17 protein-coding genes are annotated in these 16,909 nt (G+C 64.5%); 1 reads left to right on the plus strand and 16 read right to left on the minus strand.

Going from position 1 to position 16,909, the window contains the following annotated elements; all coding sequences use genetic code 11:
* Positions 1 to 30: 30 nt before the first annotated feature.
* The 6 genes from hslV to sucC all read right to left on the minus strand — a co-directional run bounded on the left by hslV (position 31) and on the right by sucC (position 7,609).
* On the minus strand, positions 31 to 573 hold the full coding sequence (gene hslV / locus GE073_RS14455) for an ATP-dependent protease subunit HslV (RefSeq protein ID WP_028597442.1): 543 nt from the start codon (positions 571 to 573) through the stop codon (positions 31 to 33).
* A 26-nt stretch (positions 574 to 599) separates the two neighbouring features.
* Positions 600 to 1,928 carry an FADH(2)-oxidizing methylenetetrahydrofolate--tRNA-(uracil(54)-C(5))-methyltransferase TrmFO gene (gene trmFO, locus GE073_RS14460; RefSeq protein WP_028597443.1) on the minus strand — a complete coding sequence of 443 codons (1,329 nt, stop codon included), beginning with the start codon at positions 1,926 to 1,928 and terminating at the stop codon, positions 600 to 602.
* Positions 1,929 to 2,021: 93 nt separating this feature from the next.
* Positions 2,022 to 4,118: a type I DNA topoisomerase gene (topA, locus tag GE073_RS14465; protein ID WP_028597444.1), complete on the minus strand. Its 2,097-nt coding sequence runs from the start codon at positions 4,116 to 4,118 to the stop codon at positions 2,022 to 2,024.
* A 26-nt stretch (positions 4,119 to 4,144) separates the two neighbouring features.
* Positions 4,145 to 5,272, minus strand: coding sequence for a DNA-processing protein DprA (gene dprA / locus GE073_RS14470; RefSeq protein WP_228551533.1), 1,128 nt, complete (start codon positions 5,270 to 5,272; stop codon positions 4,145 to 4,147).
* 197 nt (positions 5,273 to 5,469) lie between these two features.
* Positions 5,470 to 6,399, minus strand: coding sequence for a succinate--CoA ligase subunit alpha (gene sucD, locus GE073_RS14475; protein WP_153783731.1), 930 nt, complete (start codon positions 6,397 to 6,399; stop codon positions 5,470 to 5,472).
* A 49-nt stretch (positions 6,400 to 6,448) separates the two neighbouring features.
* The gene (gene sucC, locus GE073_RS14480; protein WP_028597447.1) at positions 6,449 to 7,609 is read right to left on the minus strand and encodes an ADP-forming succinate--CoA ligase subunit beta; all 1,161 of its coding nucleotides are present in this window, start codon (positions 7,607 to 7,609) and stop codon (positions 6,449 to 6,451) included.
* Between the two features lie 266 nt (positions 7,610 to 7,875).
* Between sucC and GE073_RS14485 the strand changes: the two genes are divergently transcribed.
* Positions 7,876 to 9,432 (plus strand): YifB family Mg chelatase-like AAA ATPase, encoded by a 1,557-nt coding sequence (locus GE073_RS14485; RefSeq protein WP_153783732.1) that lies wholly within the window; start codon positions 7,876 to 7,878, stop codon positions 9,430 to 9,432.
* Between the two features lie 52 nt (positions 9,433 to 9,484).
* Here the strand turns inward: GE073_RS14485 and GE073_RS14490 are convergent, their stop codons facing one another.
* The 10 genes from GE073_RS14490 to rimM form a co-directional block, all read right to left on the minus strand.
* A complete protein-coding gene (locus GE073_RS14490; protein WP_228551535.1) occupies positions 9,485 to 9,937 on the minus strand; it encodes a YraN family protein in 453 nt (150 codons plus the stop codon).
* Entirely contained in the window at positions 9,934 to 10,287 is a 354-nt protein-coding gene (locus GE073_RS14495) for an EscU/YscU/HrcU family type III secretion system export apparatus switch protein (protein ID WP_052332926.1), read from the minus strand. Before GE073_RS14495 ends, GE073_RS14490 begins: the two co-directional genes overlap by 4 nt.
* A gap of 47 nt (positions 10,288 to 10,334) precedes the next feature.
* Positions 10,335 to 11,072: a flagellar hook-length control protein FliK gene (locus tag GE073_RS14500; RefSeq protein WP_194843370.1), complete on the minus strand. Its 738-nt coding sequence runs from the start codon at positions 11,070 to 11,072 to the stop codon at positions 10,335 to 10,337.
* Positions 11,069 to 12,469 carry a hypothetical protein gene (locus GE073_RS14505; protein ID WP_153783734.1) on the minus strand — a complete coding sequence of 467 codons (1,401 nt, stop codon included), beginning with the start codon at positions 12,467 to 12,469 and terminating at the stop codon, positions 11,069 to 11,071. Before GE073_RS14505 ends, GE073_RS14500 begins: the two co-directional genes overlap by 4 nt.
* A gap of 179 nt (positions 12,470 to 12,648) precedes the next feature.
* Complete coding sequence (locus GE073_RS14510; protein ID WP_228551537.1) at positions 12,649 to 13,404, minus strand: ribonuclease HII; 756 nt, start codon at positions 13,402 to 13,404, stop codon at positions 12,649 to 12,651.
* Entirely contained in the window at positions 13,401 to 14,279 is an 879-nt protein-coding gene (ylqF, locus tag GE073_RS14515; protein WP_153783735.1) for a ribosome biogenesis GTPase YlqF, read from the minus strand. The genes GE073_RS14510 and ylqF overlap by 4 nt, the downstream gene beginning before the upstream one ends.
* 41 nt (positions 14,280 to 14,320) lie before the next feature.
* Positions 14,321 to 14,935, minus strand: coding sequence for a signal peptidase I (lepB, locus tag GE073_RS14520; protein ID WP_043110854.1), 615 nt, complete (start codon positions 14,933 to 14,935; stop codon positions 14,321 to 14,323).
* Positions 14,936 to 15,083: 148 nt separating this feature from the next.
* Positions 15,084 to 15,428 (minus strand): 50S ribosomal protein L19, encoded by a 345-nt coding sequence (gene rplS, locus GE073_RS14525; RefSeq protein WP_028597453.1) that lies wholly within the window; start codon positions 15,426 to 15,428, stop codon positions 15,084 to 15,086.
* Positions 15,429 to 15,585: 157 nt separating this feature from the next.
* Complete coding sequence (gene trmD, locus GE073_RS14530; protein ID WP_153783736.1) at positions 15,586 to 16,356, minus strand: tRNA (guanosine(37)-N1)-methyltransferase TrmD; 771 nt, start codon at positions 16,354 to 16,356, stop codon at positions 15,586 to 15,588.
* Positions 16,357 to 16,360: 4 nt separating this feature from the next.
* Positions 16,361 to 16,879 (minus strand): ribosome maturation factor RimM, encoded by a 519-nt coding sequence (rimM, locus tag GE073_RS14535; RefSeq protein WP_153783737.1) that lies wholly within the window; start codon positions 16,877 to 16,879, stop codon positions 16,361 to 16,363.
* Positions 16,880 to 16,909: the final 30 nt, after the last annotated feature.

The raw sequence follows: 16,909 nt of genomic DNA on the forward strand, positions 1-16,909 counted from the left end.
GGACGGCTGCTCCGGCACGACCGATCAACCTTATACTTCCTCGACGATAATGCTATGGTTCGTGAAAACGCAAATTTCCGCGGCGGTCTCGAGCGCCGCTTGCGCCATCTCGCGCGCGCTCAGGTTCGGCGCATGCTTCTTGAGGGCTCTGGCCGCGGCCAAGGCGAAGCTGCCGCCCGAGCCGATCGCCAGGATGCCGTCATCCGGCTCGATGACCTCGCCGTTGCCGGAGATGAGCAGCAGGCCGGTCTCGTCCATGACGAGCAGCATCGCCTCCAGGCGACGCAGCACGCGGTCCGACCGCCACTCCTTGGCCAGCTCGACCGCTGCCCGCTGCAAATTCCCGTGATGCTCCTCCAGCTTGCCTTCGAACTTCTCGAACAGCGTGATCGCGTCCGCGACCGATCCGGCGAAGCCAGCCGCCACCTTGCCCCGGTACAGGCGCCTTACTTTTTTGGCCGAGCCCTTCATGATCATGCTGTTGCCGAAAGTGACCTGTCCGTCGCCCGCGATCGCGCCTTTGCCGTCATGCCGCACCGCGCAGATCGTCGTTGCATGAAATTGCATTTCCACGTCCATTCCTCCTTTGGCCTTGCGGTCTAGCGGCCCCCGCCGAGCCGCTCCAGCTTGAATTGCTCCAGCGAGGACAAAGCCCGGTTCGCGATATGTTCGTTCTTTTCCTTTTTATTGCGGATGCGCTGCTCCGGCGGCGGGAACAGCCCGAAGTTCGCATTCATCGGCTGAAAATGGCGGAAGTCCGCCGTCGTGATGTAATGGGCCATGCTGCCGAGCGCCGTCTCCTTCGGCAGCACGAGCGGCTCGAGGCCGCGCGCGAGGCGGCCGGCGTTGAGGCCGGCCAGCATGCCCGAAGCGGCCGATTCGACGTATCCTTCGACTCCGGTCATCTGGCCGGCGAAGAACAGGTTATCCCGTCCCTTGAACTGATAGGTCGCCTCGAGCAGCTTGGGCGAGTTGATGAACGTATTGCGGTGCATGACGCCATAGCGCACGAACTCGGCGTTTTCCAGGCCCGGGATGAGCGAGAACACCCGCTTCTGCTCGCCCCATTTGAGATGCGTCTGGAAGCCGACCAGATTGTAGAGCGTGCCCGCGGCGTTGTCCTGGCGCAGCTGGATGACCGCATGCGGCTGCTTGCCCGTACGGGGATCGACGAGCCCGACCGGCTTCATCGGACCGAACAGCACGGTCTGCTTGCCGCGCTGGGCCATCACCTCGATCGGCATGCAGCCTTCGAAGTACACTTCCTTCTCGAAGTCCTTGAGCGCGGCCGTCTCCGCCGTGACGAGCGCTTCGTGGAAGCGTTCGAATTCCTCTTCGTTCATCGGGCAGTTCAGGTAGGCCGCTTCGCCCTTGTCGTAGCGGGAAGCGAGGAACACCTTCTCCATATCTATGGAATCCTTCTCGACGATAGGAGCGGCAGCGTCATAAAAATAAAAATATTCTTCGCCCATGAGCTCCTTGATCTCGGCCGAAAGGCTCGGCGCGGTCAGCGGGCCCGTCGCGATGACGGTAATGCCGTCCTGCGGAATCTCGGCGATCTCTTCATTGTGGACCGTGACGAGCGGATGCTCGCGCAGCGTGCCGGTGATGTCGCCGGAAAATCCGTCGCGGTCGACTGCGAGCGCGCCGCCGGCCGGCACAGCATTGCGGTCGGCCGCCGCCAGGACGAGCGAGTCCATGCGGCGCATTTCTTCTTTGAGGACGCCGACGGCGTTGGCCAGGCCGTTCGCCCGCAAGCTGTTGCTGCAGACGAGCTCGGCGAATTTATCGGTATGATGGGCCGGCGTCTGCTTCACCGGCCGCATTTCGTAGAGCTTGACCTCGACGCCTTGGGAAGCGATCTGCCAGGCGGCCTCGCTGCCTGCGAGCCCGGCTCCGATGACGGTTACTGGGGGAATGGATGACAAGTGCGATTCCTCTCTTTCTTTAAGTCCAAAACGGCCCGAACAACCGCAGGGAAGCGGAAGGCGGGTGTCCGCTTTCCGCTTCCCGCTGATGGGTTATCCGAGCTCCTGATCCTCCGGCAGCTCCTCGTTGAAGTCGCAGGAAGGACACTGATACCTGGCTCCGCTCTTATTGCGCTTGATGACGAGCATGCTGCCGCATTCCGGGCACGGCTTGCCGGCCGGACGGTCCCAGGAAACGTAGTCGCAGCCCGGATACTGGTCGCAGCCGTAGAAGATGCGGCCCTTCTTGCTGCGGCGCTCGATGATCTGGCCTTCCGCGCATTTCGGGCAGGCCACGCCGATGTTCTTGACGATCGGCTTCGTATTGCGGCAGTCCGGGAATCCGGAGCAGGCGAGGAATTTGCCGAAGCGGCCCATCTTGTACACCATCGGGCTGCCGCATTTCTCGCATACCTCGTCCGACACCTCGTCTTGAAGCTCGACTTCCTTCATTTCTTCCTCGGCAACCTCAAGCCGCTTTTCGAACGACTCGTAGAATTGGGCAAGCACCCGGACCCAGTCCTCCTTGCCCTCCTCGACATGGTCGAGATCGCCTTCCATATGGGCGGTGAATTCCGCATCGAGAATCTCGGGGAAAAACTCCTCCATCAGCTGGATGACCAGCTCGCCGAGCTCGGTCGGGAAAAACTTCTTCTCCTCGATCGCGACATAGCCGCGTTTCTGGATCGTTTCCAGCGTCGGCGCATACGTGCTCGGACGGCCGATGCCGAGTTCCTCGAGCGTGCGCACGAGCCGCGCTTCGGTGAAGCGGGGCGGCGGCTGGGTGAAGTGCTGCTTCGGCTCGATCGACTCGGCCTTGAGGCTCTCCCCCTCGGCCAATGCGGGCAGGAATTTGTCCTCGTCCGCGGCGGTGCCGTCGTCATTGCCTTCGACATAAACCTTCATGAAGCCGGCAAACTTGACCTTGGAGCCGGACGCGCGGAACACCGCCTCGCCTGCGTTCAGATCGACCGTCATCGTATCGAGCACCGCCGAGCTCATCTGGCTGGCGACGAAGCGCTCCCAGACGAGCTTATACAGCCGGTACTGATCGCGGCTCAGGTATTCCTTGACCGCATCCGGCTCCCATTCCATCGACGTCGGGCGAATCGCCTCATGCGCGTCCTGGGCGTTGGCGTTTTTCTTCAGGTAGACGCGCGGCTGCTCCGGATAGAACTCCGGTCCGTACTTCTCGACGATGTAGCCCTTCGCTTCTTCTTGAGCGACCGGCGAGATCCGCGTCGAATCCGTACGCATGTAGGTGATGAGGCCGGCCGTGCCCTGCTTGCCGAGGTCGACGCCCTCATACAGCTGCTGGGCAACGGACATCGTCTTGGAAGCGCGGAAGCTCAGCTTGCGCGCCGCTTCCTGCTGCAGCGAGCTCGTAATGAACGGCGGAGCGGGATTGCGCAGCCGCTCCTTTTCCTTCACCTCGGCGACCGTGAAGTCGCGGCCCTTGATCGCTGCGAGCACGACGTCGACCTCCGCCTGGCTGCCGAGCTCCGACTTGTCGCCTTGATAGGAATGGAACTTGGCTTCGAACGCCGACTTGCCCTTATGCAGCCCAGCGGTGATGGACCAGTATTCCACCGGCTCGAACGCCTCGATCTCGTTCTCGCGGTCGCTGATCAGCTTGACCGCGACCGACTGGACGCGGCCTGCAGACAGGCCCTTCTTGACCTTCTTCCATAACAGCGGGCTGATCTTGTAGCCGACGAGGCGATCCAGGATGCGCCGCGCCTGCTGCGCGTTGACAAGATCCATGTCGATCTTGCGCGGCGTCTTGAACGCGTCCTTGACGGCCTGCTTCGTAATTTCGTTGAAGACGACGCGGCAATCGTCGGTCTCGTCCAAGTCCAGATAATGCGCCAAATGCCAGGCGATCGCCTCGCCTTCGCGATCCGGGTCAGCCGCGAGATAAACGCGCTTGACCTTTTTGCTGGCGTCCTTCAATTCCTTGAGGACGGAGCCTTTGCCGCGGATCGTAATGTATTTGGGATTGAAATCGTTCTCGACTTCGACGCCGATCTGGCTTTTCGGCAAATCGCGGATATGGCCCATCGAGGCTTTCACGATAAATTTGCTTCCCAGATATTTGCCAATCGTCTTCGCTTTTGCCGGTGATTCGACAATGACAAGTGAATCGGCCATGTTGGCGTCCTCCTTTCGCAAGCTGCTTACAATGCCATATATATGGAACCGTTATGCAGTTCAATCTTACGTTTTAAACATAAATTTATCAGAACTGTTTGCAAAAGTCCAAAAGCGAGCCCCGAAGCCTCAAACAGCTCGTCCGCCGAGCGCGGCTCGTTCTGCAGCAGCCCGTACACAAGCCGCTCATTCTCGTCGAGCCGAGGCTCCTCCAAAAGAGAAGGCGCGCTCGGCTGCGACGGCCGCAAAAAGTGAAAATCGCGGATGATCGTCTCCGAGCCGTCCGCCAGCTTCGCCCTGCCGTCTCGGATCAAAGCGTTGCAGCCGACGCTCTTGGGCGAATGGATCGGCCCCGGCACCGCATACACCTCGCGGTTCATGTCCAGCGCCTGGTCGGCCGTAATGAGCGAGCCGCTCGCCGCGGCAGCCTCGATCACGATCGTACCGTGAGACAAGCCGGCGATGATCCGGTTGCGCTGCGGGAACATGCCCGGCTTGACGGGAGTGCCGATCGGAAACTCGGACAGCACGAGCCCCTCTCGGCACAGCCGTCGGTACAACGCCCGGTTGTCGGGCGGGTAAGCGGTGTCGACCGGAGTGCCGAGCACGGCGATCGTCGCCCCTCCCGCTTCGAGCGCGGCTTCATGAGACAAGCCGTCGATCCCGCGGGCCATGCCGCTGACGATGCCGAAGCCCGCTGCTGCCAGCTCCTTGCTCAGCCTGGATGCCGCCTGCTTGCCATAGGCGGTCGGCCCTCGCGTCCCTACGATCGCCAGGCATGGCCGCTCCAGCAGCTCCAGACGCCCGACCGCGTACAGCAGCCAGGGCGGCTGCGGAATCCGCCGGAGCAGCTCGGGATACCCGTCATCGAAGATCGCCAGCCTGCGCCCGGCCAGCGCCAGAAATGCCCCTTCCCAAGCGGGTTCCTGACGCTCCCTCCAGCGCCGCGCCGCTTCCACGGCCGGCGCCTGCCGGATGCCCAGCCTTTCCAGCCGGGCGGCGTCCAGCTCCGGATCGCGCCACAGCTCCGCCTTCATCGCGCGATACAGCGATTGCCATCCGATTCCCGGCGTTTCATGCATGGCGATTATAAATTCGCGCACGCGTGCACGCTCCGGCGCAGTCCATTGCTGTTCCAACCATTCATCCATCATCGGCTACCGTCCTTTTCTTCTATTATAAAGGACGGCACCTGCGCCAATCCCTATTGTGGGGCACAAGAATCCAGATTGCAAGCGCGCAGGCGCCGCCAATGCCGCAGGAGCTTGACGAGCGGCAATAAAAAAAGGCAGCCTTCTTCCCCGAAACGGGAGAAGAAGGCTGCCTGCCTTCCAAGATCAAGCGATTGAAATCAGTGAGTCTTGCATTTCTCGAGCAGGCCCTGCTCTTCCAGCACGCTCACGAGCGTGGAGCCCATGTCGGATGGAGTCGGAGCGACCTTGATGCCGCAAGCCTCAAGCGTAGAGATTTTTTCCTTCGCCGTGCCTTTGCCACCGGAAATGATGGCGCCGGCATGGCCCATGCGCTTTCCTGGAGGAGCCGTAGCGCCGCCGATGAAGCCGACAACCGGCTTCTTCATGTTCGCCTTGACCCACTCGGCCGCTTCTTCCTCAGCCGTGCCGCCGATCTCGCCGATCATGATGACCGCGTACGTATCCGGATCCTCGTTGAAGAGATTCAGGATATCGATGAACTCGGAGCCTTTGACCGGGTCGCCGCCGATGCCGACCGCAGTCGATTGGCCGATGCCGCGGGTCGTCAGCTGATGGACCGCTTCATAAGTGAGCGTTCCGGAGCGGGAAACGACGCCGACATGGCCTTTGCGATGGATGTAGCCCGGCATGATGCCGATCTTGATCTCGTCCGGCGTAATGACGCCCGGGCAGTTCGGTCCGATCAGGCGGGTCTTCTTGCCTTCCATGTAGCGCTTCACGCGCACCATGTCGAGCACCGGAATGCCTTCCGTAATGCAGATGACCAGCTCCAGCTCCGCTTCCACCGCTTCCAGGATGGAGTCGGCCGCGAAGGCCGGCGGAACGTAGATGACGGATACGGTCGCGCCGGTTTCTGCGATCGCTTCGCGCACGGAGTTGAATACCGGCAGCGACTTCGTCTCGCCGTTCTCCAGCTCGATGTCGACCGTCGTGCCGCCTTTGCCCGGCGTCACGCCGCCGACCATCTGGGTTCCGTACTCAAGGGCGCCCTTCGTATGGAAGAGGCCGGTCTGGCCGGTAATGCCCTGGGTGATCACTTTGGTATCTTTGTTGATCAAAATGCTCATCGCACATTCACATCCCCTAACAGAATTCGTCTCTGCAGCCCCAAGGGCGTTATTTTACGAGCGCAACGATTTTTTGAGCGCCGTCGGACATGCTGTCCGCCGCGACCAGGTTCAGGCCCGATTCATTCAGGATCTTCTTGCCAAGCTCGACGTTCGTGCCTTCGAGGCGCACGACGAGCGGACGCTCCAGGCCAAGCTCGCGAGCAGCCGCGACAACGCCTTCCGCGATGACGTCGCAGCGCATGATGCCGCCGAAGATGTTGACGAAGATGCCCTTGACGTTGGCGTCCGACAGCAGGATCTTGAAGGCTTCCGTCACCTTCTCCTTCGTCGCGCCGCCCCCTACGTCGAGGAAGTTGGCCGGGTCGCCGCCGTAATGCTTGATGATGTCCATCGTCGCCATCGCGAGGCCGGCGCCGTTGACCATGCAGCCGATGTTGCCGTCGAGCGCGATGTAGCTGAGGTCATACTTGGAGGCTTCGATTTCCTTGGCGTCCTCTTCCTCGAGGTCGCGCAGCGCCAGGATGTCCTTGTGGCGGAACAGGGCGTTGGAGTCGAAGTTCAGCTTGGCGTCGAGCGCCATGACATTGCCGTCGCCGGTGACGACGAGCGGGTTGATCTCGGCGATCGAGCAGTCCTTGTCCACGAACGCCGCATAAAGGGCCGTCATGAACTGGACCGCCTTGCGGACGAGCTCTTTCGGGATATTGATAGCGTATGCAAGACGCTGGGCTTGGAACGGCAGCAGGCCGACCGCCGGATCGATGACTTCCTTGATGATCTTCTCCGGGGAATGCTCGGCGACTTCTTCAATCTCCGTGCCGCCCTCTTCGGACGCCATCATGACGACGCGGCCGGTCGCGCGGTCGACGACGACGCCGACATAGTATTCCTTCTTGATGTCGCAGCCTTGCTCGATCAGCAGGCGCTTGACTTCCTTGCCCTCCGGACCCGTCTGATGCGTGACGAGCGTCTTGCCCAGAATTTCGGATGCGTACTGGCGCACCTCGTCCAGGCTCTTCGCTACCTTGACGCCGCCGGCCTTGCCGCGGCCGCCCGCATGGATCTGCGCCTTGACCACAACGACGGAAGTTCCCAGTTCCTTGGCTGCCTCAACAGCCTCGTCCACCGTGAAGGCGACCTTGCCTTCCGGGACTGCGACCCCGTATTGTTTCAAGACTTCTTTGCCTTGATACTCATGAATGTTCATTCACGACATCCTCCAATCCTCTGACTCGGGTGGAAACAGCTAGATCAAATCAAACAAACATCTGTCATTATATCACAACCCGCGACTCGCTTCGCGCAAAATCACGCTCCGACCGTAAAAATTTTTTTGCGTTTCGGTAAAAGTGGAACGGAATGGAAGCGCGGTTGACACCGCGGCTGGACTGATCTAATCTTAATGTATCCATATACTTTTCAGGGAAGTAAGGAAGCACCTTCGCCCGTTATTCGGGGAGGGTGCTTTTTGTCATGTCCTACAGTTCGTTCTCCAGCGCCAGCGTGCAGGGCGTCGACGGACGGCTCGTCGCCGTCGAGGTCGATCTCGCCAGCGGCTTGCCGCAAATCGCCGTCGTCGGCCTGCCCGATCCGGCCGTACGCGAGTCGGTCGAGCGCGTCCGCGCCGCCCTGCGCAACTGCGGCTTTCAGTTTCCGATGCAGCGCATCACCGTCAATCTCGCGCCTGCCGACATGCGCAAGGAAGGCACCGCCTACGATCTGGCGATCGCGGCCGCGATCCTGTCGGCAAGCGGCCAGCTGGACGGGCGGATGTTCGAGCATACCCTCGTCATCGGCGAGCTCGCGCTCAGCGGCGAGCTGCGCTCCGTGCCCGGCGTGCTGCCGATGGCGGCGGAGGCGCGGCGGCTCGGCCTGCGGCGCGTGCTCGTCCCCGCCGCCAACGCGGCCGAGGCGGCGCTGGTCGGCGATCTCGACGTCTATTCGGCGCGCAGCCTGACCGAGCTTGCCGCCGCCTGCCGCAGCGGAGAGGAGTGGCGCTCGCTGCTGTGGGAGGCAGGCGCGGAGGCGGCGGCGCCCTCCTGCGCGGCGGGCGGCCCGAGCGCCGGGCTCGATTACGCGGATGTGATCGGCCAGCACGGCGCCAAGCGCGCGCTGGCGATCGCGGCCGCCGGCAGGCATAATTTGCTGCTGTCGGGACCGCCCGGCACGGGCAAGACGATGCTCATCCGCCGGCTGCCCGGCATCCTGCCGGCGATGAGCCGCGAGGAAGCGCTCGAGGTGACGAAAATATGCAGCGTCGCCGGCAAGCTGCCTCGGCAAGGGTCGCTGATCGAGGAGCGTCCGTTCCGCGCGCCGCATCATACGATCTCGGCCGCCGGCCTGATCGGCGGCGGCTCGATTCCGCGTCCCGGCGAGGCGACGCTCGCGCATCGCGGCGTGCTTTTTCTCGACGAGCTGCCGGAATTCCCGCGCAGCGCGCTGGAGGCGCTGCGCCAGCCGCTCGAGGATCGCGAGGTGACGCTGGCCAGAGCCAGAGCCGTCTTTCGCTTTCCGGCCTCTTTCCAGCTCGCGGCCTCGATGAATCCATGTCCATGCGGCTACCTCGGCGCTACGGCCGCTGCTCCCGGCCAGCCGGAGTGCAGCTGCTCGCAGACGGCGATCGACCGATACCGCTCCCGCATCTCCGGGCCTTTGCTCGACCGTCTTGACCTGCTCGTCGAAGTGCAGCGGCCGCCGGATCTGGACAGCAGCCAGACCGGCATGGACAGCGCGCAGATGAGAGAGCTCGTCGCTCGCGCGGTCGCGGCGCAGGAAGCCCGCTCGTCCTCCGCCGGCACCGCCTGGAACGGCGAGCTGGCCGGATCGGCCTTGCGCCGGGCCGCATCGCTTCGGCCCGAGGCCGCCCGCCTGCTGCAGCAGGCGTTCGACCGGCTCGGCATCAGCGTCCGCGCTCACGACCGGATCCTCAAGCTGGCGCGGACGATCGCCGACATGGAAGGCTTCGAGCGGATCGAGGCCGCTCATGTCGCCGAGGCGATCCAATACCGCCGCCTGCCCGGCTGGAGCTGAAGCAGGCCGGATTTTCGAAAAAACGCCTTTTGGAGAAGCGGCGACCGCTTCTTCAAAAGGCGTTTTTGACATGCAGCACCTCCAGCGCCCGAAGGCCGGACGCATCCAGCGTCACGGCCGCCGCATCGAAGCGAATCGGCCTGCCGTCCCATCCCTTCTGCTGCAGGTAGACGCCGGCGACTTGGCGCACCTTGAGCTGCTTGCGTCCATGCAGCGCTTCGGCGGCGGAACCGAACCGGCTTCCGGTCCTGGCGGAGCGGACCTCGATAAATACGAGTGTGCCGCCGTCCTCCGCGATCAAGTCGAGCTCGCCCAGCCGGCAGCGCCAGTTCCGCTCCAACAGCCGCAAGCCGCCTCGTTCCAGCCAAGCGGCGGCCGCGTCCTCGCCGATCCGTCCGGACTCTTTGCGGCGGTCGCTTCGGGGCGACCGCACCGGCTGGCCCGCGCCGGAGCCGGCTGCATGCGCTGCGCCTCGGGTTTCCTTGCCGATCGGCCGCTTTTTCACCCGCGCCCGCCTCCTTCTTGCCCGCCAGGAGCGTCCAGCGCTCCCGAAAGAGCGCCGGCCTTGCGGTCCGTCTGATAGATGAAGCTCAGCAGCTCCGCGACGAGCTCGTACAGCTCGGCCGGAATCTGCTGGTTCAAATCAAGCTTTGAAAGCACCTCGACCAGCGAGCGGTCCTCCTGGACAGGCACTCCGTTCTCTCGTGCCCGCTGGACGATCTCGTCGGCGAGCTGCCCCTTTCCCTTGGCGACGACCGAAGGCGCTCCTTCTGCCGGGTCGTAGCGGAGCGCGACTGCCGCGCGCGGCGCTTCTTCGGCGCTGCGTCGCCCCTTGCCTTCGCCTTCCTGCCGCATGCGCCCCGTCTCGGACGCTGCTTCTGTCCCCGGCTGTGCATTCCCGCTCATACTTTGATATCCACTCCCCGATAGCGCTCCTGCCCGAATTCCGGCTTGGCCGCTGCGGCTCCCGAGTCTGCGCCCCCGCCCTCGGACGACGGACGGCTCTCCGCCGCCCGCAGCCCGAGCAGCCGGTAGCCCGCTTGATGAACCTGGTCGGCCAGGCTTTGACGTCCCGCTTCCAGCAGCGCCGGCACGGCGGGATGATCGGCGAATACCGTCAACGAGACGACCTTGTCGACAATCGCCGCGTCAATGAGCGTCGTGCCGAGCTTGTCGAGCTCGAGGTCGAACAGCAGGCGGCAGTTCGACGCGTCCACTTCGCCCCGCGCTCCGCGACGCGTCTGCACATGGACGGAGGCGGTCGTCGTGCCGTCCGGCGTGCGCACCGGCAGCTGCAGCGTCAGCTGGGAAAAGAACGCGCCGCTGCGCTCCGGCGTCAGCAGCAGCTGCTGGCCGGTGATCTGCTGCAGCAGCTGGGTCGCCGCGTCGCGCGCGCTCTGCGGCACGTCCGTCGCCGCAAGCAGCTGCAGCAGCGCCGGCTTGAGCGTCGCCGCATCCGCGCGATCCGGCGCCGCGAACGCCGGCAGCGGCAAGCCGGATCGGATCGTCGCGGACGCAGGCGCCTCCGGTCGGGAGCCGCGCGAGGCGACGCCATCCGTTTCCTCCGAGCGAGGCGGCGCCGCCTGGGCCGACGCTGCCGCTTCCGGACCGCTCCGAGCGGCAGCGGCAGGCGCGTTCATGGCCGCCGAGGCGTCGCCGCGTCCAGCCGCAGCGGTTCGCCCCGCTTCCCCCGATCCCGCCGCCGCTCCCGGATCGGCCGACGACATGCCGCCTGGGCGAGCGCCTCCGGCCGCCGCATCATGGGGGCCGGCCTCCTGCTGCGGCGCTGCGACGACGGCTGCGGAAGGAACCGTGGAGGCGGCACGGGCCAATTGATGCTCGTGACCGGCTCCCAGCCATTGCAGCCATGCTTTGACCGCCCCTTGCGGCGGCAGCTTCGCTCCTCGCCCTCCGCTCCGGCCGCGGAGGCGGCCGCTGCGGCTTCTGCCGCTGCTCGCGCGGCCGGAGGCTCGCCTCCCTGCGGCGCAGGCACGGCCGCGGCCGCAGCTTGCGCCGCAGCGGCGCTGAGCGCCGCGCCGCCCTTCGCTGCGCCGGCTGCATGCCTGCCGTCGGCGCCGGCCAGGACGCCTTTGCCGGAGGCGCCGCCGCCATCCGCCGGAACGCCGCGCCCCGGCAGCGATTCCGCCGCCGCGTCCGCTGCCGGCTCCAGCCATGGCCCGCCCTGCAGCAGCGAAAGCAGCCTCGCCGCAGCATCGGCCGCCTTCAGCGGCGCAGGACCGGCCTTCGCCGCCTCTGCCGCCCCGTCCAGCGGAGCCGCTTCGCCGGCCCCCGCTCCGAGCGAGGCGGTCGGCCCAGCCGGCCGCTGCTTCGCGTCTTGTCCGACCGCCGCGGCCGGAGCGGCCGGAGCCGCCGCTTCGCCGACCCCCGCAGCCCGCTTCGCCAAAGAGCCGTCTCCTTCGGCGGCATCGCTGGGCCGAGCCGAGCCCATCGCCGCCAGCTCCTGCTCGAGCCGCGCCAGCAGCTCATGCACCGGCGGACCGGACAGCGCTTGCCGCAGCCCGAGCAGCGTCTCGCTCGTCAGCGGCATGCCTCGCTGCATGGCGCTCGCCGCCGCTCGCAGCCACTCCCCGGCATCGACGCCGGCCGGCTTCAGCGCCGCAGCCGTCCGCAATCCCTCTGCCGTCTCTGCGGAGAGCGGCAGGCCGGCCGCGCGGATCGCCTTGACGAGCTCGGCGGCGCCTTTGTCACCTGACCCGAATCCGAGCTGGCCCGCGAGCTCCTTCCATTTTGGCGCTTCCGCCTCCGCCGCCGACTTCGCCCCTCTCGCCGCCAGCTGCAGCACGATCACGCCCTCGTCCGTCTCGCCCTTCACCTGTAGCACGGCCGTCTGTCCCGGCTCGAGCGGCGTCTCCAGCTTGGCGAGCAGCTGGCTGTCGCCGATCTGCAGCAGCGCTCCGTCCTTCCCATGCGCCTCCAGCACCGTCGCCCGCACGGTCTGTCCCGGCCGCAGCTCCAGCGCCCGGCTTGCGGCAGGCTGGAGGTCGCCGATCGCTTTCAGAAACGATCCGATATTCATCCGCTGCCTCCTCGCTGCTCTAAGCTTCACTGCCGCCTCGTTCGCTTGCCTGCGCCGATGAGGCGGCTAACTCTATCCCGTTATATCGACCGCGCCGCTCCCGTTTGTGAGCCGCTGCCCTTTTGCCGTCCAAAAAAAGTCCCGCCTGCATGGGATGCGGGCGGGACTTCGAAGCTTTTTTAGAAAAGCTGCAGCTGCTCTTCCGGCAATATCTTGCCGAGAAAGGAGCGGCGATGCAGCGTTGTCGGTCCGTAACGCGCCAGCGCTTCGCGATGGCGGGCTGTGGCGTAGCCTTTATGTACCGCGATGCCGTACTCGGGGTAGTGCAGGTCCCAGATCTCCTTGCAAAGCCGGTCCCGCGTCACCTTGGCCATGATCGAGGCGGCCCCGATCGACTGGCTGAGCGCATCGCCGTGGATGATCCGCGTCTGCGGCAGGTCGATCTCGACCGTCTCCGCATCGACGAGCAGATGGTCCGGCGTGACTCCCAGCGCTTCGACCGCTTTTTTCATCGCGAGGCGCGAGGCCTGACGGATGTTGATCCGGTCGATCTCCGCCGCGTCGATGCGGGCGACCGCCCAGGCGACGGCCGACTCCGCGATGACGTCGTACAGCTGCTCGCGCTTCTTCTCGCTCAGCTTTTTGGAGTCGTGGACGCCGTCCAGCACAAGGCCGGCCGGCAGCACGACCGCAGCGGCGACGACATCGCCGAACAAGCAGCCGCGGCCGACCTCGTCGACGCCGCAGACGAGTCCGGCCCCTTGCCCCCATAGCGCCTTTTCAAAAGCAAGCCGATCGTCCGCCTCCGCGAGCTGCTGCTGCGGCAGCCGATCCGCTTGCCCGTCGAGAACAGCCTCCGGCCTGGCATCCGCCATCGGCTCAAACGGCAGCTGCGCTTCTCGCGCCTCTCCGCCGCGAGGCTTGCGGCGGCTCATGCGCGGCCGGCCGGCGGAGCCGCCTCCAGCGTGAGCCGGCCGAGCTTGCCGGCGCGCAGCTCGCGCAGGATGATGCCCGACGCCTTTTCGAGATCGACGCGCCCGCCGCTGACGAGACAGCCGCGGCTGCGTCCGATCTGCTCCATGACCGCCACGATCTGCATGTTGTCGTCGAGATCGGTCGGCGGCTCATCGAGGCCGAACCGCTCGCGCATCTCCGGCCAATAGCGTTCCGCGAGCACCCGAACGGCGAAGTAAGCGACATCCTCGATGTTGAGCACCTGCTCCTTGATCGCTCCGGTCATCGCCAGCTTGTAGCCGACGAGCTGATCCTCGAACTTGGGCCAAAGGATGCCCGGCGTATCGAGCAGCTCCATCTCGCTGCCGACCTTGATCCATTGCTGGCCCTTGGTCACGCCCGGACGGTCGCCCGTCGCGGCGATGTGCCGCCCGGCGAGCCGGTTCGTCAGCGTCGACTTGCCGACGTTCGGGATGCCGACGATGAGCGCCCTCATGGCGCGCGGATTCATGCCGCGGTCAAGCATGCGCTGGATCTTTTCGTGCAGGATCTCCCTCACCCGATGAGGGATCTCGTTCACCCTCGAGCCCGTGGACGAATCGACGGCGATGCTGGCAAAACCGCGCGAGGCGAAGTAGGCCATCCAGCGCTCGGTCTCCTTCGGATCCGCCAGATCCGCCTTGTTCAGCAGGATGAGCCGCGGCTTTCCTTTCAGGATGTCGTCGACCATCGGGTTGCGGCTGGACATCGGCACGCGCGCGTCCAGCAGCTCGATCGCGATGTCGATCAGCTTGAGCTTGTCCTCGATCTGCCTGCGCGCTCTTGTCATATGTCCCGGGAACCACTGAATCGTCATACAGACACCTCTTTATAAAATAATGTAGGGCAGGCTTTCGCCTACCCATGCTTGATGATCTGGATATCGGTCAGCGGCCAGAAAATGACGTCGGCCCGTCCGATCAGCTGATCGTACGGAATGTAGCCGATCCGGCGGCTGTCCTCGCTATTGCTGCGGTTGTCGCCCATCGCCAGGAACGAGTCGGCCGGCACCGTGCCTTCCGTGACGAGCTCGTTCGGGAAGTTCGGTCCGGTCTGGTTCCATAGCTCGCCTCTAGCTTGCGCCTCGGCGATCGCTTGCTTCAGATAGGGCTCGTCCTGCTTCTCGTCATTGACGTACACCTCGTCGCCTTCGACCCTGACCGTGTCGCCCGGCAGCGCGATGACCCGCTTGATGAAGTCGCGATTCTCCTGCGGGACGTGGAACACGACCACCTCGCCGCGCTTCGGCTCGCGAATTTCGTACAGGATCTTGTTGACGATAAGCCTTTCTCCCGTATGGAAGTTCGGCTGCATGGACGGACCGTCCACCGCGAACGGCGCGAACAGGAACCAGCGGATGATCCACACGAGCAGGGCCGCGATCGCAAGCGCCTTGACCCACTCAAATATCTCTTTCCGAGCTTTGTTGCCGCCGGATTCCGGCTGCTGCTCCTGGAGCTGCTCGTCCACCATCTGTGCTCCGCCTTCTTTCTCGGACCCGCGAGGGGTGCGTTCTCTATCTGCGCTCTCGGCTCCCGCCGCAAGCAGAGCGGGCTTCATCTGTACACGAAAAGGGGCTTGTTTGCGGCAAGCCCCTCTTTGCATTTCATCATGTGGCGGACTAGCGGCGGATCTCTTTGATCCGTGCTGCCTTGCCGCGCAGTTCACGCAGGTAGTACAGTTTCGCGCGGCGCACTTTACCGCGGCGGGTAACCTCGATGCGATCGATCTTCGGCGAGTTGATCGGGAACGTACGCTCCACGCCAACACCGTAAGAAATCTTGCGGACGGTGAACGTCTCGCTGATTCCGCCGCCGCGACGTTTGATGACAACGCCTTCGAACAGCTGAACCCGCTCGCGGGATCCCTCGATAACCTTTACGTACACTTTAAGCGTGTCGCCTGGACGGAAGCTCGGGATGTCCTTGCGCAGCTGCTCTTGCGTAATCGCTTGTACAATGTTCATGAGTAGTGCCTCCTTCCACCATAGACGTTCATATAAGCTACCCGGGCTCGCCTTATGAGCCGGATCGTCGCCGATAGAGGACCGTCCGAGTCTGCAAACAACATTTCAAATCGTACCATACTCTAGGCCGATTGACAAGCGCCTCGGCGCAGATCGGCTATTTTTTTCCGCCATCCTCGGCGCTTGCCTGCTCCTCAAGCCGCTGCTGCTCCAGCCAGCGGCGCTCCTTGTCGCTCAGCGGCGCCTCCTCCAGCAGATCCGGACGCCGCTGCAGCGTGCGCAGCATCGACTGCTCGCGGCGCCATTGCTCGATCCGGCTGTGATGGCCGGACAGCAGCACCTCCGGTACTTCCCAGCCCCGGAAGCTCGCCGGACGCGTGTAGTGCGGATGCTCCAGCAGCCCGGTGCTGTAGGAGTCCGTCACCGCCGACGACTCGTTGCCGAGCACGCCCGGCAGCAGCCGGACGATGCTGTCGATCATGACCATCGCGGGCAGCTCTCCGCCGGTCAGGACGTAATCGCCGATCGACAGCTCGTCCGTGACGAGATGCTCGCGGATGCGCTCGTCATAGCCTTCGTAATGGCCGCAGATGAAGACGAGGCGCTTTTCCTGCGACAGCTCCTCCGCCTTGGCCTGGGTGAAGGGCTGTCCTTGCGGGCACATCAGGATGACGCGGGGGGAACCGGCTTCCTCGCCGCTCCCAAGCAGGTCCTCGACCGCCGCGAACACCGGCTCGGCCTTGAGCACCATGCCGCCCCCGCCGCCGTACGGATAGTCGTCCACCGTATTATGCTTGTTGCCCGAGTAGGCCCGGAAGTTCACCGCCTGCAGCGAGACGATGCCCTTGTCCCTCGCCTTGCCGAGGATGCTCGCGCCGAAGACGCCGTCGAACATCTCGGGAAACAGCGTCAGCACGTCGATCCGCATGGCGCTACAACAGCCCTTCCAGCAGCCGTACCGTGATCTGCTTGGCGCGGACGTTCACCTTGCGCACGACATCGTCGATATACGGCAGCAGCAGCTCCTTGCCGCTCTCGAGCTCGACGACCCAGACGTCGTTCGCTCCGGGACGCAAAATCTCGGTCACGACGCCGAGCCGCTCGCCGTCCTCGGTGACGACCTCGCTGCCGATGATGTCCGAGTAGTAGAACTCGCCCTCGTCCAGCGCGTCGCGCTGCTCCGCCGAGATCTTGAGCAGGCTGCCCTTGAACTTCTCGACGTCATTGATGTGCTCGTAGCCCTTCAGCTTGACGATATACACGTTTTTATGGGATCGCGCATTCTGCACCTCGACCAGCACGGCGCCTTGCTGCCCGTCCTTTTGGATCGAGAGCTTGCTGCCGGGAGCGAACCGGCGCTCCGCGAAGTCCGTATGCGGCACGATCTTGAGCTCGCCGCGAATGCCGTGCGTGTTGGCGATCTCGCCGACCGTGAACCATTGATCCGCCATCCATCTCACCTCGCCTTGGATGCAAAAGGG

Origin of the sequence: Paenibacillus sp. B01 (assembly GCF_009649995.1) — a bacterium.
GTDB classification, from domain to species: domain Bacteria; phylum Bacillota; class Bacilli; order Paenibacillales; family Paenibacillaceae; genus Paenibacillus_O; species Paenibacillus_O pasadenensis.